Consider the following 26,622-nt stretch of genomic DNA (forward strand, 5'->3'; position numbering starts at 1 on the left):
TAATTTTAAATATTTCTTTAAAATTTCTAGGGGTTAAATAATTTTTAGTTCATTTTTTTTGTAATATTGCACTTTAAAATAAAATCAAATGGCGTATTTAAGATTTAAAGCATTAGAAATGCTTTCCTTTAAAGATTACAGAAAAGACAATGCAGTGGAAGTTCCTGCGAAATTATCAGAGCTTTTCTGTCAAAATGTATTTTCTGAAGAAACGATGAGATCATATTTGACTCAGGATGCGTTCAAGTTGATACAGGATGCGATAAAAAGAGGAACCAAGATTCAGCGCGATGTTGCAGATCAAATTGCAGTGGCTATGAAAGATTGGGCTTTGAGTAAAGGAGCAACGCACTATACGCACTGGTTTCAGCCATTAACGGGATCAACTGCAGAAAAGCATGATTCCTTTTTTACCCCGTTTGAAAGTGATCGCGCGATTGAAAGATTTTCTGGTGGAATGTTGATTCAACAAGAACCCGATGCATCTTCTTTTCCTAATGGTGGAATCAGAAATACTTTTGAAGCAAGAGGTTATACTGCATGGGATCCTACTTCCCCTGCTTTTATTGTGGGAACTACGCTTTGTATTCCTTCTATTTTTATTTCTTACACCGGGGAAACTTTAGATTATAAAGCACCGCTTTTGAGAGCATTACACGCACTCGATACTGCTGCAACAGATATTTGTAAATCGTATTTTGATAAAAACGTAACAAAGGTAAGTCCGACTTTAGGTTGGGAACAAGAGTATTTCTTGGTAGATTCTGCATTGTATCAATCAAGACCTGACTTGGTAATTACGGGAAAAACTTTGCTCGGACATTCTCCTGCAAAGGGTCAACAATTAGATGATCATTATTTCGGTTCTATTCCAACACGAGTAATGAATTTCATGAAGGAACTTGAAATCGAATGTATGAAATTGGGAATTCCTGTGACCACGCGTCATAATGAGGTTGCACCCAATCAATTTGAGTTGGCTCCAATGTTTGAGGAAGTGAATGTAGCGGTTGATCATAATTCATTATTAATGGATATTATGGCGAGAGTTGCTCATAAACATCATTTCCATATTCTTTTCCATGAAAAACCATTTGCTGGAGTAAACGGAAGCGGAAAACATAACAACTGGAGTTTAGCGACAGATACTGGTGAAAACTTATTAAGTCCAGGGAAAAACCCTAAGAAGAATTTACAGTTTTTAACATTCTTCGTTAATACGTTGAAAGCAGTTCATGATTATGCAGATTTGTTGCGTGCAAGTATTGCATCAGCAAGCAATGATCATCGTTTGGGTGCAAATGAAGCCCCACCTGCGATTATTTCGGCATTTATCGGAACCCAACTTTTCAGTGTTTTAGAAGAATTGGAAAAAGTAACCGACGGCAAACTTTCGCCGGAAGAAAAAACAGAATTGAAATTAAATGTCGTAGGTAAAATCCCAATGATTTTATTAGATAATACCGATCGAAACAGAACTTCACCTTTTGCGTTTACCGGGAATAAATTTGAAATCAGAGCGGTTGGTTCATCTGCAAACTGTGCGGAAGTGATGACGGTAATGAATTCGATTATGGCAAAACAACTTCAAGAATTTAAGGTTGAAGTGGATGCTTTAATTGAAAAAGGATTGAAAAAAGACGAAGCAATTTTCAATATTTTAAGAGAGTATATTAAGGTTTCTAAGAATATCATGTTTGAAGGAGATGGTTATTCTGATGATTGGGCTCTAGAAGCAGAGAAAAGAGGTTTGAGCAATTTGAAAACAACGCCAGAAGCTTTAAAAAGGGAAATGGATGATAAGTTTGTTGCGCTTTATGAAAGTTTGGGAATTTATACACACCGTGAAGTTGAGGCAAGAAACGAAATTAAATTAGAAAAATATTCTACCGTAATTTCTATTGAAGCGACTGTTCTTTGCGATATCGCGAGAAACCATATTATTCCTTGTGCATTGAATTATCAAAATCGATTGATCGAAAATGTGAAAGGCTTGAAAGATATTTTTAGCGAAAAAGAGTTTAAAAAATTAGCAGGTGAGCAAATGAATATGATCGCGGAAATTTCTGGACATGTTTCTATCATCAAAGTTGAGGTTGATCGTTTGTTAGGCGCAATTTCAACCGCAAAATCTGCAGCTAATTCTCAATTGATGGCAGAAATTTTCTGCAACGAGGTAATCCCATTGTTTGATAAGATTAGAGCGTCTTCAGATGCATTAGAAATGATGGTTGATGATGAACTTTGGCCAATGACAAAATACAGAGAACTCTTGTTTACAAGATAATTATTAGCGAAATATTTCTACAAAAAGCCGTTTCATAACTTAATGAAACGGCTTTTTATTGTTTTTAAAGAGAGTCTTTTAATGGCTTAAATCGCGGAATTTCAGCTGGTCAAATAAAGGAGAAAGACCTTTTCGTCGTAGTTTTATAAGATTTGCTTCATAGAGAATTCAGATGTACATTATAGACGCACTGAATAAATGTTAACAAATCACAAAAAAATAAAAACCGCAATCGCTTAAATAAAGGGATTGCGGTTATTTTTCTATTAACATTAGACTAGTAAATGTTAAATTGTGTTAAAAGCACTTTTAGAAAAGGGTGATTTAACCCTTTCTAAAGCCTGAATACTTACTTTTGCTTTGCATTTAAAAACAAATATTACTTTTTAACACAGAAAATATATATATGAAGAGAAGAGTTATGTTTTATTTAGTTGGTGTTATTGCTACTTTATCTTTGCAATCATGTGTTACGAACTACGTGGTATCAACGCCTCAAACTTATGTACATGAATACAAATCAGATGCCAAACTTGCGTCACTAGATAATAAAAGATTAGAGTCAGCGAAAGCACAATTATTAAGCAGTTTCAAGGATGAAAAATTTGCTGCGGCAAAAACCTTAGAAGCAACGTTAAAAAATGATGAAATCTCTAGAACAGTAAGATTTACTCAGAAATTAGACGATATTTTAAAAGAAGCAGAAACTTATTTAGGAACTCCTTACCGTTACGGTGGAATGACAAGAAGTGGAATAGATTGCTCTGCATTTGTACTTTCTGTATTCGGTGCAGTAACTGGGATGAACTTACCAAGAGTTGCAGCATCACAAGCTCAAGAAGGAGAAAAAATTAATAAAGAAGACCTACAAAAAGGAGATTTAGTTTTCTTTTCACATGGGAAAGGCAAAATATCGCATGTAGGAATTGTAGAAAATGTATCTGCTGAAGGCGATGTGACTTTCATCCATTCAGCAACTTCTAAAGGAGTAATGATTTCCTCACTCGCGGATTCTTATTGGGGACCAAAATTTAGATTTGCTAAACGAGTGTTGTCTCCTAATAATCTTAACAGTAATTTCGCAAATAATTAAAAGATTTATTCTAAATAATTGATTTTAAAGCTACCAGAAACGGTAGCTTTTTTTTGGTTGTAATGAATTGATTGATTGAAGTTTATTAATAATAAATTCAGAAAGAATTGGCAGCGAAAAAGCTCACAGACTATTGTTGAAACTTACATGTTTTATTCCACTTCACCCGCCAAAACATTTGATAAAATAAGCACTATTAATAGCCAAGAATTTTTGGTACAGCCGCATTTTTATGAGCCTTTCAAATATTTAGTGAAGGCGAAAGAATGTCAGTTTATTCTTTTACAAGTCAAATGTCGATTAGTTTCGAAGGAGGGTAAAACTTGAATTAAGATTCATTTACATCTTAAACTAAACTATTTCGATCGGTGTAATTGAGTTTGAAGAAAATAAAAGTCATGATCGAAAATGCTAAGAAAGATGATCCACCGTAGCTGAAAAAAGGCAACGGAATTCCCACAGTTGGGAAAAGTCCCATCACCATTCCAAGATTTATTGCGAAGTGCATCAGCAAAATGGAGGCAAAACAATAACCGAAAACACGATTAAAAGTTGATTTCTGCTGCTCTGATAAATAGTAGATGCGCCCGATAAATATTGTATAAAAAAGGATCAAAACGGAAGCTCCAAAAAATCCCCATTCTTCGCCCACGGTGCAGAAAATATAATCTGTTTCCTGTTCCGGAACGAATTTTCCTTGCGTTACAGAACCTTCCTTATATCCTTTCCCAAAAAATCCGCCAGATCCGATTGCGGTTTTTGAGTACAGCAAATTATATCCAGAGGTATCGCGAAATGCTTTTTCACCTTTGTAAAGTACTTCAATTCTTTCACGTTGATGTTTAGGCATTTTTTCTAGAATTTTAGGCGAACCATAAGCAAGACCGCACAACAAGATAAATGAGCCTGCAGAATAGACCACCGCATAAATATCCCAATGAATTTTGTAGGAATTAAATAAAATAATGATTCCATAAATCAAGGCAATTCCGATGATGATGTAGATCGGATCGATTGCTAATGCCGTCAAAAAAACAGCCGCTAAAATTCCTCCTACTCCGAAAAACCAACCACTTAAACCTTCACGGAAAAGTGCGATAAAATAGGCGGTAAATACGAGCAGAGAACCAACATCTGGGATGACTAAAACCACCGCTGCGGGAACGCCGATAATGGTTAGAGAGGTCCATAAAGATTTTTTAACTTTCAAATTAAAATCAGGACCCGATACATAGTTTGCGAGCATTAACGAAACCCCGATTTTTGCAAATTCTACCGGCTGCATGGTGATTCCGCCAAATTTATACCAGTTTCTCTGTCCCAAAATTTCTGTTCCGAAAGGAAATAATCCGATGAGGAGCAGAATACCTGCGACATAGATCATACTGGAAAAGTTTTCGAAAAATTTGGTTCTCATCATAAAAATCATGAGACCTACCAATTGAGCGACAAAGAAAAAAATCAGTTGTTTTTCTCCTAGAGCTTCATCAACACTATAAATATTCGCCACTGCAAAAAGAGAAATGGCGAGATAGAGAAAAATGCTTAGCTTATCTAATCCTTCTGTCCACTTCATTTCCTTGGTGTATTTATCTTTAGTTTAGATCTCAAAGAATCTCTTTTATAAATAAGTTTTGATCTTATGGGTTCGCTTTTAATGAATTTCAAGCTGTCCTCAATATTTTGAATCTTTACTGAATCTTTATTGGGTTCCTTGTAAAGCCCTTTTCTTTTTAATTCTACAACCCATTGTCTTTTATATTCAGGCATAAAACTAGCATTCACTAATTTTTTATAAAGTTGTTCGCGCTTCAAGTCTCCGGTTAAATATTTTTCGGCAATCGCCGTTGCAGCTGGTCCCGCCCAGGTTGCACCAAAACCTGCATGTTCGAAAACGGCTGCAATAACTATTTTCGGATTTTCTGCTGGAGCTGCTAAAACAAAAATTGAATTATCTTTTCCTTGTGGAACTTGTGCGGTTCCTGTTTTTGCAAGCATCGTAAAATCATTGGATTTTAAACCTCTTGCCGTTCCGCCTAAAACTACAGCTTCCATCCCTTTTATCACAGGAGTAAAATATTTGGGGTTCACCAAGGTTTTATGTTTTACCTTAAAACGCGCATCTGGATTAGGTTTTCCATCAATCAATTTTACAATATGTGGGGTATAATACCATCCTTTGTTTACGATAGCCGCGGTTGCATTCGCCATTTGCATGGGTGTAAGAAGTACGTCACCTTGTCCCATTCCATTAAAAATTGAACCGTTCATCGTGTAGGCAGAACTCCAGTCTTTTTTGCCACCACTTCTTTTTTCGTAAAATTCACCGCTTGGGATTCTCCCTTTAGATCCTACAGCTAAATCATTATTCAAAAATTCTCCGAGGCCAAAACTGCTCATTATTTTTTTCCATTCGTTAACACCTCTTGTGGGGTCTCCTGGATATTTATTCATGATTGCAATAAAGGCATATGAAAAATAGCAGTTGCTCGAAACCTGAATGGAAGGAATTAAAGGATCAGCTCCTCCATGACCTTTCACCCGTAAACCGCGATAATTAAAGCCACCACCACAAGGAAAAATAGTATTTTCATCCATTACACCCATTTGCATTCCTGCGGCTGCAGTAAGCAATTTAAACGTGGAACCTGGAGGATATGCAGCTTGAACAGAGCGGTCAAAAGTCGGTCTATTGTTATAAAGGGTATCCATTTGCAAACGGTACAAATTTTTAGTCTTTTCTGAACCAATAAAAAGATTAGGATCAATATCCGGACCTGTTGCCATTACTAAAATTTCTCCTGTTTTCGGATCAAGCGCTACAATTGCACCTTGCTTGTTGACCATCATTTCTTCTGCCATTTTCTGCAAATCGTAATCGATGGTTAAAGTAATGTCTTTCCCCGTTACAACGTCCCTGTCTAAAGTTCCATTTTTATAAGAACCGATATTTCTTAATCGAATATCTTTTTGAATATATTGCACTCCCTTTGTTCCACGCAAGGCATTTTCATACGATTTTTCCACACCGGTTTTGCCGATGAAATCTCCGGGTAAGTAATAGAGAGAGTCTTTTTTAATTTCTCGATCGTTCACTTCATTGGTATATCCTAAAAGATTCCCTGAAGTAGAAACTTCATATTGTCGTTGCGGTCGCGATACAATATTAAACGCTGGATACTTGAAAATGATTTCCTGAATTCGTGCAATTTCTTCCCTGCTCAAATTCTTCATGAAAGTCATTGGCGTGAGTTTGGAGTAATATCTTTCGCTTTTTAGTGATTTGATGATTTTAATAAAAGTACCCTTGTTAATTTTCATCAGATTGCAAAAATCTAACGTGTCAAAATCAGGTTTCATCAACGCCTGTGTGAAAGAAATTTCATAAGAAGGCTGATTTCCCACCATTATTTTACCGTTGCGGTCGAAAATAACGCCTCTTTGGGGAATGATGTATTCAGTTTTAATAGACGTGTTCGCTGCATTTAATGCATATCGGTCTGTGAAAAGTTGTAAATAAGAAAGTCTTGCAATGAATATCAATGCAAGTATTCCTAAAATGGCGGTGATTTTTAGATATTGTGGTTTCAAACTTTTTGTTTGATTTTAAAAGCTAAAGCATAGAGAACAATAAAAACAAAAGAAATTGCGCTCGTCGCTATAATATTGATGAAGATTTCGAATAATCTGCTCAATTTAAAGAATTCAATAGATTGAACTATAAATTGATGCAGAAAAATACTGGAGAATATAAAAAATAAATATTGAGTCCATTGCAAAGACTGAAAGGAGAAAAAATCAGTGGAAGTATCTGTGGATGTTCGAAAAATCAATGTTCTGAAATAGGCGATAATGACCGTAGCAAAAGTATTGATTCCCCAAGTGTACATAAATGCATCGATGCCTAATCCCAAAATAAAACTCAAAGCTAAAAATTGAAATTTATTTCGGAAGAAGGGATAAAACATCACAAAAACCGGATATAAAACTGGCGTGTATTTCCCGAAAAGCATGAAGCGATTCAGTACAAAAATTTGTAATGCAATAAGCAAAACAATCATCAGAAGATCTGTAAATAGTGTTCTGCTTATCATTTTTCTTTATTTATGGTCGCTTGTAAGGTATCTGAAATTTTGGAAACCTCTGCTTTTTTTAGATTTTTAACTACGTAGATTTTGCTCAAATTCCCCATTTTTTCGCTGAGTTCAACAGAAATATCCCAAAATCCAGTTTTGCTGTCTACTTCGTAACCCGCGACTTTACCGACCATAATTCCTTGTGGGAAAATAGCAGATTTACCATCAGTTACGATCGTATCTCCAATTTGCAGCGGAACATATTTAGGAACATCAGAGAGATGCATGATTCGGGAATCTTCGCCCCTCCAAGTTAAAGTTCCGAAATAACCCGATTTTTTGAGCGCGGCATTAATTTTAATTTTATTTAAACTTAAAATGGATTGTACCAAGGCATAAGAATCGGTAGTATTGATGACGATCCCGGCAATTCCGTTTGGTGCCATAACGCCCATTTTGGGCATCACTCCATCGCGTTTTCCTCTATTGATGGTGAAGTAATTGTCTTTTCGGTTGATGCTGTTGAAAACGATTTCGCCGTCAACAAATGTATAAATTTGACCACCACCAATGGTATCGTGAACTTTTCTGAATTGGGGTTTTAGGGATCCATTGTTGCCATAAACCTCTTTCATCAGGCTTTTGTTTTGAGCGACCAACTGTTCATTGATCTGTTTCAGTTTCAGGTAAGAAGCACCTTCATCAATATAGCCTGAAACCCAAGAATTAAAAGCCGCAGTTTGTCCTGCGATCCATGACTGCTGCATTGAATTTCTGCTGAAAATCAAAACCATAGCAATGAGTTGCAGAAATATAAAGAAGACGAATAGGCCGTTCTTCGAAAATAATCTCAGCAAAAATCCCATCGGTTAATGTCGTAAAAAGTTAAAAATTTATTTAATAAGGAAATTGAATTTATCCATATTTTTCAAAGCGATTCCCGTACCGCGAACTACTGCTCTTAATGGATCTTCTGCTACAAAAACAGGCAATCCCGTTTTTTTGTGAAGTCGATCAGCAAGTCCTCTTAACAAAGCACCACCACCTGCAAGATAAATCCCTGTTTTGTAAATATCTGCCGCTAATTCTGGCGGAGTAAGAGAAAGTGTTTCCATTACCGCATCTTCAATTCTGATGATGGATTTGTCTAAAGCTCGTGCGATTTCTTTGTAGTTCACCATAATTTCTTTAGGTTTACCAGTAATCAAATCACGCCCTTGAACCGGAACATCTTCAATATCAACATCCAGTTCTTCTACGGCTGAACCTACTTCAATTTTTACTCTTTCCGCAGTTCTTTCGCCGATATAAAGATTATGGTGTGTTCTTAAATAATAAGCGATATCATTCGTGAAAACATCTCCTGCAATTTTTACCGATTTATCGCAGACAATTCCACCCAAAGCTACCACTGCAATTTCTGTTGTACCACCGCCTATGTCGATAATCATGTTACCTTCAGGTTTCTGAACGTCTATTCCAACACCGATTGCCGCAGCCATTGGTTCGTAAATAAGGCGTACTTCTTTTGCGTTTACTTTTTGTGCAGAATCTCTTACCGCTCTTTTTTCAACTTCTGTAATTCCAGATGGAATACAGATCACAATTTTTAAGGAAGGTTGAAAAAGCTTTCCTTTAATCCCTGGAATCTGTTTGATGAATTCCTTGATCATGTGTTCAGATGCATGAAAATCAGCAATTACCCCATCTTTTAGAGGTCGGATTGTTTTAATATCTTCATGGGTTTTACCCTGCATATGTTTCGCTCTTTCACCTACCGCAATCGGCTTTCCGGTCGAGCGCTCAATTGCCACTATAGAAGGTTGATCAATTACAATTTTATTATTATGTATGATAAGTGTGTTCGCCGTTCCTAGATCAATCGCAATATCTTGCGTGAACATATCAAATAAGCCCATTTTTCGTGATTTTTTTTAAGTGTACAAAGATATAAATTTAGAACCGTTCTAAAAATTACATTCCATCTATTTTTGGTTAAAGTTTTATTAAATTTCTTTTACCTGATTCTATAACTTTTTTAAGTTGGAAATATTTCATTTTCAACACAAAAAACAAATAATACAGAATTTTTGATCGACTTTCGTGATAATCTTCATATTGCAATATCATCTTATATTGAATATAAAATCTTAAATTTGCCGTTGTTTATGAATCAGGATTTTAACATTCACAAAACTGCTAATTTTGCCGTTCTCAGTATCAGTTTCGAAAAAGCTGATGCAGAAACGCGTGGGAAATTTTCTTTTTTTGATGAAAACATCAAACATTTTGTCAATGAAATTCATGATCAAAATTTAGGAGACGCTTTTGTTGTTTCTACTTGCAACCGCACCGAAATTTATACGACGACCCCCAATTATCTACTGATTGCAGAACTTTATTGCAAAACCATCGGCGTAAGTCTTACGGATTTTATGCAATATGTAAACATTCTGAAGAGAGAAGAAGCCTTGAATCATCTTTACCGCGTTGCAGCCGGATTAGAAAGTCAGATTATCGGTGATTTCGAAATTATCGGGCAAATCAAAAATGCGTACTACCGTTTCAAAAAAGAAAAGCAAAACTCCAATCCATTTTTAGAAAGAGCGATCAATTCCGCCATTCAAATTTCCAAAAGAATCAAGAATGAAACCGGGATTTCCAATGGAGCAGCTTCTGTTTCATACGCCGCGGTTCATTACATTTTGAAAAACCAGACTCAGATCTCCGAGAAAAACATTTTATTGTTGGGAGTGGGAGAAATTGGACAAAATACAGTTGAAAATTTGGTAAAGCATGTCTACAAACCTAAAGTTAAAATAGCCAATAGAAGTGTTGCAAAAGCAGAAAAAATTGCGGAGAAATATAAAATTCCACACATCGAATTTGATCAGTTTCAAGAAGAATTGAGCAAAACCGATATTTTAATTGTAGCAACAGGAGCACAGCATCCGATTATCAACAAAACGCATTTCCCGAACGGAAAAGAAACGCTGGTCATCGATTTATCGATCCCAAACAATGTTGAAAAAAACATTACCGAAAATACCAATGTAAGTTTGGTTGATGTGGATCAGCTCTCGCTTCATATCAGCGAAACAATGGTGCAGCGGCAGAAAGAAATTCCGAAAGCCGAAGCGATCATCAAAGAAATGACGAAAGATTTTTTGGAGTGGGAAAAGAAACGAAAACTGGCGCCCAACATTCATCATTTCAAAGCAGTTCTGAAAAATATGGAACGCAACGAAATGCACAATATCCACAAGAAACATCATTATGTGGAGGTTGAAGACATGAAACTTTCTGATAAAATGATTCAGAAAATTACCAACCGTTTTGCAAAATATATCATTGATAATCCTTGGAAAGCCGAAGAAATAAGCAAATTGATGCACGAGATTTTAGTTGAACAACCCAATAATGAATTCAATGAGAAGCATTAAAATAGGCACCCGAAATTCTCCGCTTGCACTTTGGCAGGCAAGAGAAGTTGCAAGAAATCTTCAAAATAAAAATTATAAAACCGATATCACGCCGATTCTTTCTTCCGGCGATAAAAATCTCACCCAACCGCTTTACACGTTGGGAATTACGGGGATCTTTACCAAAGATTTAGACATTGCGCTCCTTAATAAAGAAGTTGATATCGCCGTTCATTCCTTAAAAGACATTCCAACAGAACTTCCCGAAAATATTTCCATAATTGCAGTTTTAGAACGCGATTATCCGCAAGACGTTTTGGTGCGAAAAAATGATGCTGCAACGCTGGAAATGAAAGATCTAAAAATTGCGACGAGCAGTTTACGACGACGTGCTTTCTGGTTGCGCGAGTTTCCGAACACCCAGTTTTCCGATATTCGGGGAAATGTTCAAACAAGATTAAAAAAACTCGAAGAAAATAATTTCGACGCTACCATGTTTTCTTTAGCTGCGATCGAAAGGATGGGTTTAAATATTGATTATGAGTTACTTCCGACGATGATTTCGGCACCCGCACAAGGTGTTGTTGCAGTTTGCGCAAGAACTGAAGATGCAGAGATTAGAGAAATTTTTGCAGACATTAATCACAAGCAAACCCAGATCTGTATCGAAATTGAAAGAAACTTCCTCAGTACTTTAGAAGGTGGTTGTACTGCGCCGATCGGTGCTTTTGCCGAAATTAATGAGCATAATGAAGTGCGTTTTAGAGGCAGATTGTGTTCATTAGATGGTAAAAACTGTATCGAAACCGATGAAATATTTCAGTGGAATGATACGGAAAATTTCGGAAAAATCATCGCTGAGAAAATACTCAGCAATGGCGGAAAAGCCTTGATGACCGAAATTAAAAATACCTTGTAAAACTTGCTTTGCGTCTTGATACTAAAAAATTAAATGAAGATTCTTTTCACCAAAAAATTGAATGAAGCTTTGATTTCCAATAAATTAGGAGATCAGTTTTCTTGGGATTTTGTGGAAGTAATTGAGGTAAAGCCCTTAAAAATACAACCATTTGAACTGAAAAACAGGTCTCTTATTTTTACTAGTGTCAATGCGGTAGATGCTTTTTTTACCAACAACTTCTTCCCCAACGAAAATTTCATCAATAAGAATTTTAATAAGATTTACGCAGTCGGGTATAAGACGAAACTCGCCTTACGAAAAAACGGTTTTGGTACCTTCAAAGTATCTAAAAATGCCAGAGAACTTGCAGAATTTATCATTGAAAACAGTACGACAGAAAAATTTCTGCATTTTTGTGGGGATTTGGCTTTAGATGTTTTAGATAAAGCTTTGCCGCTGCAAAACATTTCCTATAAGAAAATCGTGGTGTATGAAACAAAATTAATAGAACCCAAAATTTCAGGAAAATACGAAGCAGTCAGTTTTTTTAGTCCGAGTGGAGTTCGTAGTTTTGCCAGGTTTAATTCATTTGGCGACATGAAGATTTTTTCGATTGGCGAAACCACCGAAAGCGAGATCAAAAAATTTACAAATAATCCAATTATAACAAGTAAAGAAAGCAATCTTGATGATTTGCTGAAATTAATTTCTGCCCAGAACCTATAAATCTGTGCAGGGAAAATCAAAAATTATGATTAAAAACGACCTGTATTTAAAAGCGCTAAAAGGAGAAACCGTCGATAGACCACCGGTTTGGATGATGAGACAAGCGGGAAGATTCTTGCCGGAATTTCGTGAGTTGCGCGATAAATATGATTTCTTCACCAGATGCCAAACTCCAGAATTGGCGTCGGAAATTACAATGATGCCAATTCGCCGTTATCCGTTGGATGCTGCGATCCTTTTTTCAGATATCCTCGTAATTCCACAAGCAATGGGCATCGATTTCAAGATGAAAGAAGATGTTGGTCCTTGGTTAGACACGCCGATTCGTACCATGGAACAGGTGCAGAATATTGCAGTTCCAGATGTTAATGATACTTTAGGCTATGTTTTCCAGGCGATTGAAATGACTTTGGAAAAACTTGATAACGATATTCCTTTGATCGGTTTTGCCGGTTCACCTTGGACGATTTTATGTTATTGCGTAGAAGGAAAAGGCTCGAAAACATTTGATGTTGCAAAGAAATTCTGTTTCCAAAATCCAGAAGCGGCTCATTTATTATTGCAGAAAATTACAGACACCACCATCGCTTACCTCAAAAGAAAAGTAGAAAAAGGCGTTTCTGCAGTTCAGGTTTTTGATTCTTGGGGCGGAATGTTGTCACCAGAAGATTACCAGATTTTTTCTTACCATTATATCAATCAGATCGTTGAAGCTTTGAGTCCACTCACTCATGTTGTTGTTTTCGGGAAAGGATGTTGGTTTGCTTTAGAGGAAATGACGCTTTCGAAAGTTTCCGCTTTGGGAGTTGATTGGACGATTCGGCCAGAATATGCGAGAATGTTAACCAATCATACGATGACGCTTCAGGGGAATTTTGATCCTTCAAGATTGTATTCTTCACCAGAAACCATCAAGAAAATGGTTACAGAAATGATCAATAGATTCGGAAAAGACCGATATATCGTGAATTTAGGCCACGGAATTTTACCGAATATTCCTTTAGAAAATGCCGAAGCTTTTATTCAGGCAGTAGTGAACTGGAAACCCAACTAAAATTATAGTGGTAAAGATAGTAAAGAACGTTTCCTAGGAAGCGTTCTTTTTTTGTACAATTATTTTTCAATTTCATAATACAGCAATTCCTTGTCACCATCGGGAAGTTGAACGGTTTTCTGGTAGTGTAAACCTAATTTTTTGATCAGATTTTGAGATGCAATATTTTCTTTAGTAGTGATGGCTGAAATTGTATTCAAATTAAAGACTGAAAAAGCTGTTTCCAAAAGTTTCGATGCCGCTTCGAAACCATAACCTTTCCCTTCAAATTCAGGGAGAAAAGAAAACCCAATATCGTGAACATCTAAACCATCACGTTGGAAAATTCCCACGGCTCCAATTTTCGTGTTGTCCGATTTTTTTACGACCAAATAATTTCCATAACCCAGTTTTTCGAGTTGGGGAAGAAATTTTGTGGTGATGTATTGCTCCGCATCTTGTATGGTTTTTATATTTCGATCGCCAATAAATTCGATGAATTTTGGGGAATTGTATAATTCAAAAATAAATCCTGAATCATCTGTTGTTAATGGTTTTAAGACTAATCTTTCTGTTTCCAATCTTTGTGTTTTCATTAAATTCCTTTTTTTCCGGCCAAAATCATTTCAATCATTTTCACCTTTCTGTTTTCGCGGGTTTCTGTCTTTTTAGCTTCTACAATCCAGCGGATATATTCTTTTCTGTGGGTATAACTCATTGCTTCAAACATTTCTTTTGCCTGTACATTTTCATTAAAAACCATCTGAACATCTTCCGGTATTTCAACAATTCGTTCTTCTTTGTCTTCCCAAATTTTTACCCAAACCTCATCACCAAAAGATTTCCCGAGTTTTGTTCTAATCTCTTGTGTTACTCCTAAAATATGGCAATTGCTTTTCATTTTCGCTAAAGTTCCCCGATATTCAATTTGATTATCAAACAAAACTTTTATTTTGACCTGCCCTTTTTTTCCATAAACTTCCTCGGTCGAAAAAGGAAATTCGATATAGGCTGCATTGATGTTGCCGTTCTGTACGATTTTGCCACAGAAAGCAATGTGATCTTGAGTCATCTTTAACAATTATGAATTCAAATTTAATAAAATCTGTGGCACAAAAATAGATTGTGAAAGTTAAATTTTATATAATGAAAAAAATAGTTTCTGGCTTTCTAGCCTTATTCGCGCTTTTAATCCTTGCCAATTGTTCCACCCAAAAAACTACTACTTCAACAATGATTGAAAGAGAATGGATGTTGGTTGAATTTCATGATTTCAGCAAAGAGGTGATGGTTGCCAATAAAGCCAATATGAATTTGACCCATGTAAAAAGTACAAGCAAATTTTCTGCAAAAATGGGCTGCAATAATATGTTTGGAACTGCAATTTTTGGTAAAAACGGAACCGTGAAATTTTCAGAAGTTGGCAGTACGATGATGTTTTGTGACCAAGCGATGGAATTAGAAGCTGCATTCGGGAAAGCGTTGCCAACAATGACAAAATATAAAACGGAAGGTCACTATTTGATCCTTTCTGATAACAACGGAAACGCAATGAAATTTTTAGCTGCAGATTGGGACTAAGAATGTAGCATATATATTTGAAATCTCAGATAATTTTGGCTGAGATTTTTTAATGGTGAAAATCAAATTATTATCTTTGTACAAATGCCGACAGGAAATTTATGTTAGAAAAAAAAGACCATCAATACGAAAAAGCTGTTTTAGTAGGCTTAATTACCCAAAATCAAGATGAAACCAAACTCATCGAATACATGGATGAATTGGAGTTTCTTGCTTTGACAGCAGGAGCAACAATTGAAACAAGATTTACTCAAAAACTCACGCAACCCGATCCAAAGACGTTTATCGGAAGCGGAAAAGCACAGGAAATAAGAGATTATGTAAAATCAAATGGAATCGGAACTGTAATTTTCGATGATGAACTTTCACCTTCACAACTGAAGAATCTTGGAAAAGAAATGGTGGATGTTAAAATCTTGGATAGAACAAATTTGATTCTTGATATTTTTGCCCAAAGAGCGCAAACCTCTTATGCAAGAACACAAGTAGAACTTGCTCAGTATCAGTATTTATTACCACGATTGAGCAAAATGTGGTCTCACCTTGATAAGCAAAAAGGAGGAATCGGAATGCGTGGTCCCGGTGAAACGGAAATTGAAACCGATAGAAGGATTATTCGCGACCGAATTACTTTGCTCAAAGAAAAATTAAAAACCATCGATAGGCAAATGGCAACTCAAAGACAAAACCGTGGAAAAATGGTTCGTGTCGCTTTGGTTGGCTATACCAATGTGGGGAAATCAACTTTGATGAATGCGATTTCTAAATCAGATGTTTTCGCAGAAAATAAATTATTTGCCACCTTAGATACAACGGTTCGAAAAGTAGTAATCGGAAATTTACCTTTCCTCTTAACCGATACCGTTGGATTTATTAGAAAATTACCCACACAATTGGTTGAAAGTTTTAAATCAACTTTAGATGAAGTTCGGGAAGCAGATTTGCTGATTCATGTTGTGGATATTGCGCACGAAAGTTTTGAGGATCATATCAATTCTGTGAATCAAACTTTAATGGAAATCAATGCGCATCAAAAACCGATGATTATGGTTTTCAACAAGATTGATGCTTTTGCCTACGAGAAAAAAGAAGAAGACGATCTCACTCCCGAAACGCGCAAAAATATTTCGCTGGAGGAGTGGAAAAAAACCTGGATGTCGAATTCAAAATATCCAACGGTTTTCATTTCCGCTTTAACGAAGGAAAACTTCCCTGAGATGAAGAAATTGATCTACGATGAGGTTTTAAAAATTCATACCGCCCGTTTTCCTTACAACGATTTTCTGTTTGAATATCATGATGATGAGGCGGAAGAAATAGAATCAGAAGATTAAGATCTAATGCGATAGCTACTTGAAAAAATGCTTGAATAATTTTTAAGCATTTTTTTTAAAGCTGATTGTTAAACACACCCATTTTTAATGAAATTAGATTATCAAAATATTATTTCAAAGGTTTACACCGATATTATTGCGAAAGAAAATTTTGGGAAAGTTCCGAGCTATATTCCTGAACTCGCCTGTATCGATGACAATAAATTTGGCATCAACTTCACCGATTTGAAACACAACAGTTTTGGAATTGGCGATTTTGAGGAAAAATTCTCCATACAAAGTATTTCGAAAGTTTTTGCCTTGTCTTTTGTTTATGAAAAACTAGACGAAAAACTTTGGAAAAGAGTAGATGTAGAACCTTCAGGGAGTGCGTTTAATTCATTGGTGCAATTAGAAGCCGATTGTGGAATCCCCAGAAATCCTTTTATCAACGCAGGAGCTTTGGTTATTTGTGATATCCTGTTAGAAATATGTAATAATCCGAAACAGGAATTAATTCAATTTATTCGAGATTTAACAGGTGATCAGCAGATATTTTTCAATGAAAAAGTCGCTGCGAGTGAGTTGGAGAATAGTTTCAGAAATGCAGCGATGTGTAATTTCATGAAATCTTTTGGTAATATTAAAAGTCAACCCGATGCGGTAATTGAATTGTATTGTCACCTTTGTTCCATCGAGATGACTTGTAAACAATTGAGCATGAGTTTTTTATATTTGGCAAATTTAGGTAAAACGCCATCAAATGATTTGCAGATTTTATCTTCCAGTAAAGCCAAAAGACTTAATGCAATATTATTGACTTGCGGATTTTATGATGAATCAGGAGAATTCTCTTTTCGGGTAGGTTTGCCTGGAAAAAGCGGTGTTGGTGGCGGAATCGTCGCCATTTATCCCCAACATTATTGCATTACAGTTTGGAGTCCGAAACTCAATGAAAAAGGTAATTCCTATCGCGGAATGAAATTTCTGGAAGAGTTTACAACGCAAACTGGCGAAAGTATTTTTTAAAATGATTGACGAAATAAAAGCTGCACTACAAGATCTTTCAAGTTCAGAAAAGAAAGAATTTCTCCCCAAATTTTTCAAAGCGGGGAAAGGAGAATATGCAGAAGGCGATCAGTTTATCGGCGTCACCGTTCCCGATCAAAGACAGATTGCGAAAGCGTTTTGCAACAAAGTTTCTTTAGCGGAATTAGAGGAACTATTATCCTCGCCAATTCACGAATATCGGCTTTGTGCATTATTGATTTTGGTTTCAAAATTCGAAAAATCAAAAGATTCCACAGAGAAAAAGGAAATCGTAGAATTCTATTTGAGAAATAAGAAATTTATCAACAACTGGGATTTGGTAGATACTTCTTGTTATAAGATTTTGGGAAGATATTGTTATGAAAATCAAAATGATAGCATTTTAAAAGACCTTTCGGAGGAAGAGATTTTGTGGAGCAAGAGAATCGCTGTTGTCGCCACGATGTTTCATGTGAAAAAAGGATCTTTTGCTTTATTGAAAGAACTGGTCCTAAAAAATCTTCATCACGAACACGATTTAATGCACAAAGCAAATGGTTGGCTTCTTCGGGAAATGGGGAAGAAAGATGAAGAGGAACTTCTGAATTTTCTCAATCTTCATTATCAAAAAATGCCGCGAACAACCCTTCGGTACGCCATCGAAAAATTAGATGAAGATCTTCGACAAGATTATCTGAAGTCCCGAATGTAAATGGATTCATTTTTTAGATGAGCTTTAATAGTACATTTTTAGACTCAGATTACTATTTCTTGGCGCTAAAAACGGGTTCTATTCTTCAGATTTTTTCCGGTTTCTTGTTTATTTTTCCGTTTTTTTCATTATATTGAGACAAATCACCCTATGAAATTAAAAAATCTTATTCACTGGACGGTAATTGTACCCATTGCATCTGCTGTCTTTTATCTTTTTGGGTTTCTAAATAATACACCTGCTTCTAATATTATTGGGGCTTTGTTGTTGTTTTCAAGCGTTTTGGCAGCTGTTCATCATGCAGAAGTGATTGCTCACAAAGTTGGTGAACCCTACGGAACAATTATTTTAGCAATTTGCATCACGGTTTTAGAAGTGGGCTTAATTGTTTCCTTCATGCTTTCCGGCAGCGAAGGCGCACAAACCTACGCAAGAGATACGGTTTTTGCTGCAGTCATGATTATTCTCAACGGAATTCTCGGAATCTGTATCTGGATTGGAAGCCGAAAATACAAAGAACAGTTTTTTATCACCAGTTCAGCGACTTCTTATTTGGTGAGTTTGGTAGCGATTTTAGTTTTAACTTTAATCTTACCCAATTATACCTCGAGTGCAAGAGGACCGTATTATTCTGAAGCACAGCTGGTTTTTATATCAATGGCTTGCCTCACTATTTATGGCAGTTTTCTGATGTTTCAAACGGTACGTCATCGTAATTATTTTGTCATAGAAACTCCCGATGAACCTTTACACGAAGCGGATCCGCCTTCTTTGCAACATGCGTTATTAAGTTTAGCATTGCTCATCATTTGTCTGGCAATCGTCATTTTTATGGCGAAGGGTCTTTCACCGGTCATCGAAGATTTTGTAGAAAATATCGGTGCTCCCCGAGCTTTGGTGGGAGTGATTATTGCGGCGGTAGTTTTGCTTCCGGAAGGTTTAGCGGCGATTCGTGCTGCACGAAACAATCAAATTCAGTCTTCTATTAATTTGAGTTTAGGTTCCGCATTAGCAAGTGTGGGACTCACCATTCCCGCAGTTTCGGCAGTGTGTATTTTTTATGATATTCCTTTCGTTCTGGGACTCGATATGAAATCGATCATCTTGTTGGCTTTGTCTGTATTTATCGTGATGTTGTCGCTCAGTCGCGGGAAAACCAATCATTTATACGGAACTGTACTTTTGGTGAATTTAGCGGCTTACATTTTTACGGTAATTGTGCCTTAAATCACTTGATTTTTCTGGCCATTTCCATTTTGTACCCCATCAAATTTGCGATGTTTGTTGCTTTGTAAATCGCTGTTTCCGCCATTTCGCCCGTGAAATTTTCTTCGATGGTTTGCTTCCACAATTTAAGCCAGTGTTCAAAATGAGATTTCTCCATTGCGAATTCAGCATTAATAGGAAAATGAACAGCCATAGGATTTCCTTTGTAAGAAATTTTGCCAAATAATAAGGTTTCCCAAAAGGAATACATTTTCGGTAAATGATGGCTCCAATCTACTTTTGCCACGTCATTGAAGAAGAATCCAATCGTTTCATCGGTTTCCACTTTATCGTAAAATTTATTGACCAAAAGCTCTATGTCTTCTCTAGATTCCAATTTTTTCATGGGGTAAAATTAAGGAATTAAAAAGCGTTCGTTTATGATTGTAAGCATTCCTGTTTTTATTGTTGTCGAACAATTCGCATTCTCCGATGGTATTCATCAATTGGTGGGTTTCGATGTTTTTCGCGGCTTTTTTCTGGGGCAAAAGCTTCTGTCTCGGTCACAGATTTTGTGTAAATGAAAACTGAATTCCCCGAATTTAAATTAATTTTGCACCATGGCAAAAATAGCAAATAGATTTTCTCGCTTGAAGTCTCGGGAAGATAGTGGTTTCAGTTCTAACGCTACAGGAAGGTTTGTTAACAAAAACGGAGCTCCTAATATCAAAAGAACGGGATTGTCGAATCCGCTCGAAAAATACAGTTGGTATCATACTTTACTCGATTTGCCTTCTTGGAAATTTATTTTTTTTCTAGTGTCGGGTTATATTCTTGCCAATCTATTTTTTGCTTCTGTGTATTACGTTATTGGTATTGAGCATCTCACCGGAATTGATAAAAGTACGCCCCTCCATGAATTTAATGATGTTTTCTTTTTCAGTTCCCAAACTTTTACCACGGTGGGTTATGGTAGAATTGCACCCGTCGGATTTTTGGCGAGTTTGGTTGCAACATTCGAAGCGTTTTTAGGATTATTGGGATTTGCCATTGCTACAGGTTTATTTTATGGAAGATTTTCCCGACCACGTGCATTTTTGAAATTCAGCAGCATCGCGTTAATTGTTCCATTTAAAGGGGGAACTGCTTTGATGTTTAGAATGGCTCCGTTTAAAAATAATCTTTTAACCGATGCCCAAATCATTTTAACATGTGCAATAGAAGATCATACTGAGGAAGGAAACTCGAAAAGCAAATTCTTTACTTTAGATACCCAATTGAATACCATAAACAGCCTTTCGTTAAACTGGACTGTTGTACATGTCATCGATGAAAATTCCCCATTTTTTGATTTGGGCGAAGATCATTTTAGCGAGATGGATATTGAAATTTTTGCCCAAGTTCGCGCTTTCGATGAGGTTTTTTCTAATACAGTTGTGCAACGTACTTCTTATGCTTCCATTGAAAACGAAATTGTTTTTGGAGAAAAATTTAATATGATGTATGCGCCGTCGAAAGATCAAAAAACAACGGTATTGAATTTAGGTTTAATAGATTCTTACATTCCGAAAAAAAGATAGAAGATGATGGATTTGGAATTTTATCAATCACAAGCACAATTGAAACAGAAAGAACACAAAAAATTTCTGGATCAATTAAAAAAGAAACCACCCAAAAGTTTAGATTACCTCGTACAAGAAACGCACGAGGAGGTTTTTGAAAAAATCGATTGTTTGCAATGTGCGAATTGTTGTAAAACAACGGGTCCGCTGTTTACGGAAAAAGATATCGAAAGAATCTCCAAACATTTGCGGATGAAACCTGCAGATTTTGAAAAAAAATATTTGCAGACCGATGAAGACCAGGATAAAGTCCTTCAAAATCTACCGTGTTGGTTTCTCCATGAAGACCATACGTGTTCGATTTATGAAGTGCGCCCGAAAGCTTGTCGCGAGTTTCCGCATACCGATCGCAAGAAAATTTATCAGATCAATCATTTAACGCTCAAGAACACGCTTATTTGTCCGGCTGCCTTTGAATTTGTAGAAAGGATTCAAAAAAAAATTGAAAAGAAGTAATTTTCCAAAAACCTCTTAAAGTCTTATAATTGAAGTTAAACTTATGATTAAGAAATACAGGTCGCGCTTTTTCGGCGTTAGAGTACTATTAAAGTTAAAAAAGTATTATTATGAAAAAGTTATCAATCGCAATCGTATTAGTAGGTTTAAGTGCATCATTTGCGAAGGCACAATCTACGGAGCAAAAAAGTAAAGTCAAGACGGAAAATGCAGCAGTTGCTGAAGTGAAAGCAGATACTACTGTTGTAGCTCCTGCCGCAGAAGCTGCTAAAGTAGAAACCATGAATATGGAGGAAACTAAAGTAAGAAATGAATCGCCCGCTGATTTGAAACAGAAGGCAACACAGGAACAAAAAGAGAAGAAAAAATTAGTTGAATAGAGAAAGTAAAAAAAAAGTAAAAAGAAAGAGAAATTCCCGCAAATGTGGGAATTTTTTTTTGGAAACCCTCCTACAAGTGGAGTTCGTTCAAACTAATGTCGTTGGGTTCTGTGCGCTTTCATTTTTCTGGCGCGAACGCAAAGGTTACCTGTTTTTCGGGTAGAAGAAATCTTAGTTATTTGGCGGTTCCTAGTTTTATTGTGTTGCCTGTATCCATTCCGTCACGATGGCTCTAAGTTCTGCTTCTGCATTTTCGATGTCTTCTAAACTTTTGAAAGTTACAACAGCGCGGTCGTTTTCTTTCCAAACCAACATTTTACTTTTATTCGCAATGAATTGGTCTTTGGGTTGGATCTGCTTTTTAGCTCCTCGATGAAAAATCAGTTGAACCTGTTTTTTTGAAGGCTGAATTCTCATCGTAATTCTATCTTCATTATGAATGGAATAGTTGGGTCCATTCCATTTTATATTCTCGGTCAATGCGGTGTTTGCCGACAATATGTACCTCCGTAATTGTTCAATTTCATTTCTAAATGGATGGTTTAGCTCATCCAAGAAATCTGTTACTTCCCGGTTTAGGTTACTTTTTTCTGTCATTTTTTATTTTTTGGGTTGCTCCTCTTGTGATGGCTCATAATAAAACACCGTTGAACCAGATGATAGTGTTTTGGTTTTGATGAGTTTCAAGAAAATCCTTTTTGTAATTTGGTCGAACAGTTTTAGTCCTTTCCCTTCGATGATCGGGTGTACGCAAATTTGGAGTTCGTCTATTAAGTTATTGTTTAACAGTTGAACAATCAAACTTCGGCTTCCCACTGCAATGTCGTTTCCTGATTCGTGTTTAAGTTCCAGAACTTTTTCGATTAGGGGGCGGTTTGAAAGTTCTGCACTCTTCCAGTTGGTGTCTTTTAAGGTGGTAGAGAAAACAAGTTTAGGAACTTTGTCTATTGAAATTGCAAAGTCGTCTATTGATTTTTTACCAGAAGGATTTTGCAAAACTGTTTTCCAAAATTGCATAAGTTCGTAGGTTGTCCGTCCATACAGAATAACTCCCGTATGATCGAGTAGATCAGCATAATGTTGATGCAAATCTTCACTAGGAATACCTGTAGTATGGTCGCAAACACCGTCAAGTGTCATATTAAAGGCGGCAATAACTTTTCTCATCTATTAATTTCTTAGGGATCGATCTGTTTTGGAGGTCGGATACAATGACTGTTTTTTTTTAAGGTCTTACAGCGCTGTTTCTTTATCCAAATATACCCAATAACTTTCTATCGTGCCACAAGATCTACTTTCACCTTCAACACGTTCATCATGATTGTCTTTTAATTTACAATCCACCCTTTTACCTTAGAAACCCACACTTTCTGCTGAAGTACCCACACTTTCATCTGCGATACCCACACTTTCAACTGAAAAACGAACCTTTTTTGCTCATCATCCACACTTTTAGATTGGATACCCACACTTTCATCTGCGACACCCACACTTTCAACTGAATTTCCACCCTTTTTGACTGGAAATCGAGCAAAAAAGGGTGGTTTGTAAATCGATAATTTACAAAACGACTCTTTTTGACTCGTTGTTGAGCCTCGAAGCCTCGTTTTTCTCAATGAGAAGAAGGTTTTATAGTTTTAGAAGAAATTTATTCAACTCTCGAAGGCGGATGCTTTGCAAAATTCTGGGATTTTCAAACTACTTTAAAAATCCATATTCCAAAAGCAAAACCCAAAACGTTGCTTAAAAAATGCCGATGTTGCAAGGAAGGAAATTTCGTGACCATCGCTCTTTTCGGACAGCGAGGACCGCTAGAGGATTTTCTTTTCGTAACCCGAACTTTAACTGCAAAATAACCATTGTGGGTAAGGGAAATGGTGTTCTGCCACAAAGAAAAACCGCAGAAAACGTCTTCTAAAGGCGACCAAACGCCACAAAAAAAGTAGTTCTTCTAAAAAACTGCTTTGTACATCTAAATTCTAAAAACGACAACTCCATAAGGTTACCAAGTGGGGAGGAAAAGCCACCGAAGGTTCCGTTCAACGGGCTTTCATTGTTGGCTTTTCAAGCCCAACGAAAGCATAGTTATTAGCGGATAGCCCATTTTCACTTTTCTGTTCCGTCAAAATTATATTCTCCAAGAGTCCATTCAATCATTACTTCGTTAATCCATTCAACAAAGTTTTTATTACAAGTTTCTACTTCGGATATGTTTTTATAATTGTAATCGTGTTGCCAAAATACAATTGGACATATTTCATTTTCAATTCGAGATAAATCTATACAATAATGATTTCCATATCCATCAGGTGAAAATGGTAAAAAATATTTTGGCATAGGATTACCGACTTCATTATGTTCAAAATCATATATTTCATCAAGTGAAGAATTCAAAAACTCTTTTCCAATTCCATATACTTCTGTTACACTTAAAGAAAAACCATTATTTTTTTTAATAAAATATTTAAAATCCTTTGGCAGTTTATATTCAATTTTATTTTCAAAATCTTCAATTCGAGAGTCAATTATTGGACTTTCTAAATTCAAAATTGAATTTGAAAATTTTAATAATTCTTCGTATGTATTTAGGATTTTGTCTTCCATTTCGTTTTGGGTTTCCGCTAACGGAAAAAGTATTTGCGAAGGGCGGGCTAAAATTGGACTGAAAAGTTCAATTTCGACCGAACGAAGCAAATTGCTTTTTCAGATTACCAAATTACAAAAAAGTAATATGAAAAGCGCATTGCGACTAAATGCATCGGGTCTTTCTATTATATATTCAACCCCGCCTTTTGCAAATATTATGTTAGCGGTTCGTTGTTTTTTATTTTTTTATGTTTACTTGCTTACCAACTGTGCTTCATCTAAAGGCTCACTTGTTTTTCTAAAGGTATAATCTCCCAAACTTGCACCTCCAGAGCAAAACCAATGCAGGGTAGAAACATCATCAGCTTTACCTTCTCCATCAATCGTTACTTTATTGTCTTTGAATGTAAACAGTACGGTATTAGCACCATCAGTGGCTTTGTAAACTCCTACGCTTATTTTCGTACCATTACCTTCAAATGAACAGGTGCCTTTTTTCTTGTCTGCTCTTGCACGAACACTCAAGTGCATGGTACTATCGGTAAGTTTTTTTGCACTCACCACGAGCCAGTCGAAGCCTTCTTTTCTTCTGCTGTATTCTTCTGTAACATAATCGCCAGAATAGTCAATTACAGATTTAGTAGCTTTTGGCTGTTCTTTTACATCTTCTGTCTTTGTAACAGATTGTTCATTTACATTAGTTTTTGTAGATTCTTTGCAACTTGCTAATGCTACTGAAATGACTAATGCTAAAATTGTTTGTTTTGTCATTTTGTTGTATTATAATTTATTAATTTATGTCGTCTTTTTTTACAATGACCGCTAACGGTTGCGTATTGGCGATGGTGCGGCTTTTACGCGAAAACGTTTTTATTATAAACTAATCTTCGGAACATCTAAAATAGTTAAACTTGCGATTCCTCCGCACTATTGCCAATACGATGTTATCTGGCGTTTTTATTTTCAATTAATTCTTTCAGCAAGTTTTCTAGAACTTCATTTCCGTTTTGTTGATAGATAATTCCGTGGTCTCCATTTGCTATAGATTCAAAATGCCAATTCCTTGACTTGTTTGTGTTATATATTTTTTCTACATCATCAAACTTAAAAACAGAATCATCTTTTGTATGGATTTCATAAAAAGGTTTATCGAAATTGAAATTAATATTTCCAATCTCTAATTTAGGATTAGCAGAAATCGCATAAAAACCTGTAAAAATACTTGGTCTTTGAGAAGCAAACCAAAAAGTTGCTGTGCCACCATTTGACATTCCTCCCAAATAAATATTCTTTTTTTCTATATTATAAGTAGATTTAACTTGATTCAGAATTTTATAGATGTTCTCAAAAGCCTTATTCTGATTCATCCAGCCAAAATCTTTCTTACCAAATGGATAAATAATTATGGAGTTAAAATGGTCTGCAACTTTAAAAATTGGTTCTTGCGTTATTTCAGGTTTATCAAAATTGAAATTTTCTGTTGAGTTAATTCCTCCGTGTAGATATATAAATGCTTTTATAGGTTTATTAGCATTGTAATTTTTAGGAACATAGACTAAATAAGGAACATTGATATTTTCCGCGCTTGAATAATATAGTGCAAAACCAGAATCGGCGGTATTAAATTTTGATTTTTTTTGTTGAATAGCATTCTTTGTTATAGTGGAAACCCATTCTTTAGATTTTGCTTCTTCAATTAATTTTTTATCTGCAAATTTATTTTGCATTGTGTTGATAATTGAAGCCCATTTTTCTGTGCTTTTTAATTCCTTGAAACTTTCATCTTTTTTAATAAAATCTATTTCTCCATCTTTTAATCCTAAACCTTTTTCGGCAGCAACATTAAGCCAGTTTAAAGCATCTTCATTTTTTTCACAATTGACAGCAGAAAGAGAAGCATAGTAATAGTCGTATATAGAACCTTGATCACTATCTATTAATAAAGGTTTAAATATTTCATAAGCGTTACAAAAATCTTTTTTGCTTACAAATTCTTCTGCTTTCGCTATTTGTTGTTCATAATTTTGGGCAAACGAGTAACTCACAAGAAAACTTGCTAAAATTGTAAAAATTGTTCTTTTCATACTTTGTCTTTTTAAAATGACAGATAACGCCCGTCGGCTTTGCGAAGTGCGAAGCATTTCGCAAAACCGACAGTTAGGCGAATGTTTTTGTTTATGCTAATTTACAAAAACAAGT

27 protein-coding genes and 1 pseudogene are annotated in these 26,622 nt (G+C 35.9%); 15 read left to right on the forward strand and 13 right to left on the reverse strand.

Annotated elements, in window-relative coordinates; genetic code table 11:
* The first annotated feature begins 88 nt into the window (after positions 1-88).
* Complete coding sequence (locus tag BW932_RS07305; protein ID WP_076386823.1) at positions 89-2,287, forward strand: glutamine synthetase III family protein; 2,199 nt, start codon at positions 89-91, stop codon at positions 2,285-2,287.
* A 406-nt stretch (positions 2,288-2,693) separates the two neighbouring features.
* Positions 2,694-3,380, forward strand: a complete 687-nt coding sequence (locus tag BW932_RS07310; RefSeq protein WP_076386824.1) for a C40 family peptidase — start codon at positions 2,694-2,696, stop codon at positions 3,378-3,380.
* A 346-nt stretch (positions 3,381-3,726) separates the two neighbouring features.
* Here BW932_RS07310 and rodA read toward each other — a convergent pair whose 3' ends face one another.
* The 5 genes from rodA to BW932_RS07340 are packed head-to-tail and all read right to left on the reverse strand — an operon-like array spanning position 3,727 to position 9,375.
* Positions 3,727-4,956: a rod shape-determining protein RodA gene (gene rodA / locus BW932_RS07320; protein ID WP_076386826.1), complete on the reverse strand. Its 1,230-nt coding sequence runs from the start codon at positions 4,954-4,956 to the stop codon at positions 3,727-3,729.
* Positions 4,953-6,971 (reverse strand): penicillin-binding transpeptidase domain-containing protein, encoded by a 2,019-nt coding sequence (locus BW932_RS07325; RefSeq protein ID WP_076386827.1) that lies wholly within the window; start codon positions 6,969-6,971, stop codon positions 4,953-4,955. Before BW932_RS07325 ends, rodA begins: the two co-directional genes overlap by 4 nt.
* The gene (locus BW932_RS07330; protein ID WP_076386828.1) at positions 6,968-7,474 is read right to left on the reverse strand and encodes a rod shape-determining protein MreD; all 507 of its coding nucleotides are present in this window, start codon (positions 7,472-7,474) and stop codon (positions 6,968-6,970) included. Before BW932_RS07330 ends, BW932_RS07325 begins: the two co-directional genes overlap by 4 nt.
* A complete protein-coding gene (gene mreC, locus BW932_RS07335; RefSeq protein WP_076386829.1) occupies positions 7,471-8,322 on the reverse strand; it encodes a rod shape-determining protein MreC in 852 nt (283 codons plus the stop codon). Before mreC ends, BW932_RS07330 begins: the two co-directional genes overlap by 4 nt.
* A gap of 27 nt (positions 8,323-8,349) precedes the next feature.
* Positions 8,350-9,375, reverse strand: a complete 1,026-nt coding sequence (locus BW932_RS07340; RefSeq protein WP_076386830.1) for a rod shape-determining protein — start codon at positions 9,373-9,375, stop codon at positions 8,350-8,352.
* Positions 9,376-9,624: 249 nt separating this feature from the next.
* Here BW932_RS07340 and hemA point away from each other — a divergent pair, with 249 nt between their 5' ends.
* The 4 genes from hemA to hemE are packed head-to-tail and all read left to right on the forward strand — an operon-like array spanning position 9,625 to position 13,559.
* A complete protein-coding gene (gene hemA / locus BW932_RS07345) occupies positions 9,625-10,899 on the forward strand; it encodes a glutamyl-tRNA reductase (RefSeq protein ID WP_076386831.1) in 1,275 nt (424 codons plus the stop codon).
* Entirely contained in the window at positions 10,886-11,797 is a 912-nt protein-coding gene (gene hemC / locus BW932_RS07350; protein WP_076386868.1) for a hydroxymethylbilane synthase, read from the forward strand. Before hemA ends, hemC begins: the two co-directional genes overlap by 14 nt.
* 33 nt (positions 11,798-11,830) lie before the next feature.
* The gene (locus BW932_RS07355) at positions 11,831-12,505 is read left to right on the forward strand and encodes a uroporphyrinogen-III synthase (protein ID WP_076386832.1); all 675 of its coding nucleotides are present in this window, start codon (positions 11,831-11,833) and stop codon (positions 12,503-12,505) included.
* A gap of 25 nt (positions 12,506-12,530) precedes the next feature.
* Complete coding sequence (gene hemE, locus BW932_RS07360) at positions 12,531-13,559, forward strand: uroporphyrinogen decarboxylase (protein WP_076386869.1); 1,029 nt, start codon at positions 12,531-12,533, stop codon at positions 13,557-13,559.
* Positions 13,560-13,618: 59 nt separating this feature from the next.
* Here hemE and BW932_RS07365 read toward each other — a convergent pair whose 3' ends face one another.
* A complete protein-coding gene (locus BW932_RS07365; RefSeq protein ID WP_076386833.1) occupies positions 13,619-14,134 on the reverse strand; it encodes a GNAT family N-acetyltransferase in 516 nt (171 codons plus the stop codon).
* On the reverse strand, positions 14,134-14,610 hold the full coding sequence (locus tag BW932_RS07370; RefSeq protein ID WP_076386834.1) for a YdeI/OmpD-associated family protein: 477 nt from the start codon (positions 14,608-14,610) through the stop codon (positions 14,134-14,136). The genes BW932_RS07365 and BW932_RS07370 overlap by 1 nt, the downstream gene beginning before the upstream one ends.
* A 74-nt stretch (positions 14,611-14,684) precedes the next feature.
* On the opposite strand from BW932_RS07370, the gene BW932_RS07375 reads away from it, so the two are divergent.
* The 5 genes from BW932_RS07375 (at position 14,685) to BW932_RS07395 (ending at position 19,400) form a co-directional block, all read left to right on the forward strand.
* Positions 14,685-15,119, forward strand: a complete 435-nt coding sequence (locus BW932_RS07375; protein WP_076386835.1) for an META domain-containing protein — start codon at positions 14,685-14,687, stop codon at positions 15,117-15,119.
* 101 nt (positions 15,120-15,220) lie between these two features.
* Positions 15,221-16,453, forward strand: a complete 1,233-nt coding sequence (gene hflX / locus BW932_RS07380) for a GTPase HflX (protein ID WP_076386836.1) — start codon at positions 15,221-15,223, stop codon at positions 16,451-16,453.
* 87 nt (positions 16,454-16,540) lie between these two features.
* On the forward strand, positions 16,541-17,461 hold the full coding sequence (locus BW932_RS07385; protein ID WP_076386837.1) for a glutaminase: 921 nt from the start codon (positions 16,541-16,543) through the stop codon (positions 17,459-17,461).
* A gap of 1 nt (position 17,462) precedes the next feature.
* Positions 17,463-18,173, forward strand: a complete 711-nt coding sequence (locus tag BW932_RS07390) for a DNA alkylation repair protein (RefSeq protein ID WP_076386838.1) — start codon at positions 17,463-17,465, stop codon at positions 18,171-18,173.
* Between the two features lie 150 nt (positions 18,174-18,323).
* Complete coding sequence (locus BW932_RS07395) at positions 18,324-19,400, forward strand: calcium:proton antiporter (RefSeq protein WP_076386839.1); 1,077 nt, start codon at positions 18,324-18,326, stop codon at positions 19,398-19,400.
* Between the two features lies 1 nt (position 19,401).
* Here the strand turns inward: BW932_RS07395 and BW932_RS07400 are convergent, their stop codons facing one another.
* A complete protein-coding gene (locus tag BW932_RS07400; protein WP_076386840.1) occupies positions 19,402-19,785 on the reverse strand; it encodes a group III truncated hemoglobin in 384 nt (127 codons plus the stop codon).
* A 214-nt stretch (positions 19,786-19,999) separates the two neighbouring features.
* On the opposite strand from BW932_RS07400, the gene BW932_RS07405 reads away from it, so the two are divergent.
* The 3 genes from BW932_RS07405 to BW932_RS07415 all read left to right on the forward strand — a co-directional run bounded on the left by BW932_RS07405 (position 20,000) and on the right by BW932_RS07415 (position 21,837).
* Complete coding sequence (locus BW932_RS07405; RefSeq protein ID WP_076386841.1) at positions 20,000-20,959, forward strand: ion channel; 960 nt, start codon at positions 20,000-20,002, stop codon at positions 20,957-20,959.
* A 6-nt stretch (positions 20,960-20,965) separates the two neighbouring features.
* Positions 20,966-21,457 (forward strand): YkgJ family cysteine cluster protein, encoded by a 492-nt coding sequence (locus BW932_RS07410; RefSeq protein ID WP_076386870.1) that lies wholly within the window; start codon positions 20,966-20,968, stop codon positions 21,455-21,457.
* Positions 21,458-21,567: 110 nt separating this feature from the next.
* Positions 21,568-21,837 (forward strand): hypothetical protein, encoded by a 270-nt coding sequence (locus BW932_RS07415; RefSeq protein ID WP_076386842.1) that lies wholly within the window; start codon positions 21,568-21,570, stop codon positions 21,835-21,837.
* Positions 21,838-22,032: 195 nt separating this feature from the next.
* Here BW932_RS07415 and BW932_RS07420 read toward each other — a convergent pair whose 3' ends face one another.
* Together BW932_RS07420 and BW932_RS07425 are read right to left on the reverse strand one after the other, a co-directional pair.
* The gene (locus tag BW932_RS07420) at positions 22,033-22,434 is read right to left on the reverse strand and encodes a DUF1801 domain-containing protein (protein ID WP_076386843.1); all 402 of its coding nucleotides are present in this window, start codon (positions 22,432-22,434) and stop codon (positions 22,033-22,035) included.
* Between the two features lie 3 nt (positions 22,435-22,437).
* Positions 22,438-23,004, reverse strand: a complete 567-nt coding sequence (locus BW932_RS07425) for a dihydrofolate reductase family protein (protein WP_076386844.1) — start codon at positions 23,002-23,004, stop codon at positions 22,438-22,440.
* 527 nt (positions 23,005-23,531) lie between these two features.
* On the opposite strand from BW932_RS07425, the pseudogene BW932_RS14510 reads away from it, so the two are divergent.
* Positions 23,532-23,693 (forward strand): annotated as a pseudogene (locus BW932_RS14510) (IS91 family transposase); the annotation flags it as partial.
* Positions 23,694-23,943: 250 nt separating this feature from the next.
* Here the strand turns inward: BW932_RS14510 and BW932_RS07440 are convergent.
* The 3 genes from BW932_RS07440 to BW932_RS07450 all read right to left on the reverse strand — a co-directional run bounded on the left by BW932_RS07440 (position 23,944) and on the right by BW932_RS07450 (position 26,507).
* Positions 23,944-24,441 (reverse strand): SMI1/KNR4 family protein, encoded by a 498-nt coding sequence (locus tag BW932_RS07440; protein ID WP_143745521.1) that lies wholly within the window; start codon positions 24,439-24,441, stop codon positions 23,944-23,946.
* A 234-nt stretch (positions 24,442-24,675) separates the two neighbouring features.
* A complete protein-coding gene (locus tag BW932_RS07445) occupies positions 24,676-25,194 on the reverse strand; it encodes a hypothetical protein (RefSeq protein WP_076386848.1) in 519 nt (172 codons plus the stop codon).
* 173 nt (positions 25,195-25,367) lie between these two features.
* Positions 25,368-26,507, reverse strand: coding sequence for a hypothetical protein (locus tag BW932_RS07450; protein ID WP_143745522.1), 1,140 nt, complete (start codon positions 26,505-26,507; stop codon positions 25,368-25,370).
* Between the last annotated feature and the right edge of the window lie 115 nt (positions 26,508-26,622).

It is taken from the genome of Kaistella chaponensis, assembly GCF_900156725.1.
Lineage (GTDB): Bacteria > Bacteroidota > Bacteroidia > Flavobacteriales > Weeksellaceae > Kaistella > Kaistella chaponensis.

Bases quoted from the DNA above. Each gene is read 5' to 3' on its own strand.
- BW932_RS07370 (WP_076386834.1), bottom strand. From the start codon at position 14,610: ATGACTCAAGATCACATTGCTTTCTGTGGCAAAATCGTACAGAACGGC.
- hemC (WP_076386868.1), top strand. From the start codon at position 10,886: ATGAGAAGCATTAAAATAGGCACCCGAAATTCTCCGCTTGCACTTTGG.
- BW932_RS07310 (WP_076386824.1), top strand. From the start codon at position 2,694: ATGAAGAGAAGAGTTATGTTTTATTTAGTTGGTGTTATTGCTACTTTA.
- BW932_RS07420 (WP_076386843.1), bottom strand. From the start codon at position 22,434: ATGACAGAAAAAAGTAACCTAAACCGGGAAGTAACAGATTTCTTGGAT.
- BW932_RS07340 (WP_076386830.1), bottom strand. From the start codon at position 9,375: ATGGGCTTATTTGATATGTTCACGCAAGATATTGCGATTGATCTAGGA.
- hemE (WP_076386869.1), top strand. From the start codon at position 12,531: ATGATTAAAAACGACCTGTATTTAAAAGCGCTAAAAGGAGAAACCGTC.
- BW932_RS07445 (WP_076386848.1), bottom strand. From the start codon at position 25,194: ATGACAAAACAAACAATTTTAGCATTAGTCATTTCAGTAGCATTAGCA.
- hflX (WP_076386836.1), top strand. From the start codon at position 15,221: ATGTTAGAAAAAAAAGACCATCAATACGAAAAAGCTGTTTTAGTAGGC.
- BW932_RS07305 (WP_076386823.1), top strand. From the start codon at position 89: ATGGCGTATTTAAGATTTAAAGCATTAGAAATGCTTTCCTTTAAAGAT.
- BW932_RS07450 (WP_143745522.1), bottom strand. From the start codon at position 26,507: ATGAAAAGAACAATTTTTACAATTTTAGCAAGTTTTCTTGTGAGTTAC.
- BW932_RS07395 (WP_076386839.1), top strand. From the start codon at position 18,324: ATGAAATTAAAAAATCTTATTCACTGGACGGTAATTGTACCCATTGCA.
- BW932_RS07415 (WP_076386842.1), top strand. From the start codon at position 21,568: ATGAAAAAGTTATCAATCGCAATCGTATTAGTAGGTTTAAGTGCATCA.
- BW932_RS07385 (WP_076386837.1), top strand. From the start codon at position 16,541: ATGAAATTAGATTATCAAAATATTATTTCAAAGGTTTACACCGATATT.
- BW932_RS07410 (WP_076386870.1), top strand. From the start codon at position 20,966: ATGGATTTGGAATTTTATCAATCACAAGCACAATTGAAACAGAAAGAA.
- BW932_RS07400 (WP_076386840.1), bottom strand. From the start codon at position 19,785: ATGAAAAAATTGGAATCTAGAGAAGACATAGAGCTTTTGGTCAATAAA.
- BW932_RS07425 (WP_076386844.1), bottom strand. From the start codon at position 23,004: ATGAGAAAAGTTATTGCCGCCTTTAATATGACACTTGACGGTGTTTGC.
- BW932_RS07365 (WP_076386833.1), bottom strand. From the start codon at position 14,134: ATGAAAACACAAAGATTGGAAACAGAAAGATTAGTCTTAAAACCATTA.
- rodA (WP_076386826.1), bottom strand. From the start codon at position 4,956: ATGAAGTGGACAGAAGGATTAGATAAGCTAAGCATTTTTCTCTATCTC.
- mreC (WP_076386829.1), bottom strand. From the start codon at position 8,322: ATGGGATTTTTGCTGAGATTATTTTCGAAGAACGGCCTATTCGTCTTC.
- BW932_RS07440 (WP_143745521.1), bottom strand. From the start codon at position 24,441: ATGGAAGACAAAATCCTAAATACATACGAAGAATTATTAAAATTTTCA.
- BW932_RS07355 (WP_076386832.1), top strand. From the start codon at position 11,831: ATGAAGATTCTTTTCACCAAAAAATTGAATGAAGCTTTGATTTCCAAT.
- BW932_RS07405 (WP_076386841.1), top strand. From the start codon at position 20,000: ATGGCAAAAATAGCAAATAGATTTTCTCGCTTGAAGTCTCGGGAAGAT.
- BW932_RS07390 (WP_076386838.1), top strand. From the start codon at position 17,463: ATGATTGACGAAATAAAAGCTGCACTACAAGATCTTTCAAGTTCAGAA.
- hemA (WP_076386831.1), top strand. From the start codon at position 9,625: ATGAATCAGGATTTTAACATTCACAAAACTGCTAATTTTGCCGTTCTC.
- BW932_RS07375 (WP_076386835.1), top strand. From the start codon at position 14,685: ATGAAAAAAATAGTTTCTGGCTTTCTAGCCTTATTCGCGCTTTTAATC.
- BW932_RS07330 (WP_076386828.1), bottom strand. From the start codon at position 7,474: ATGATAAGCAGAACACTATTTACAGATCTTCTGATGATTGTTTTGCTT.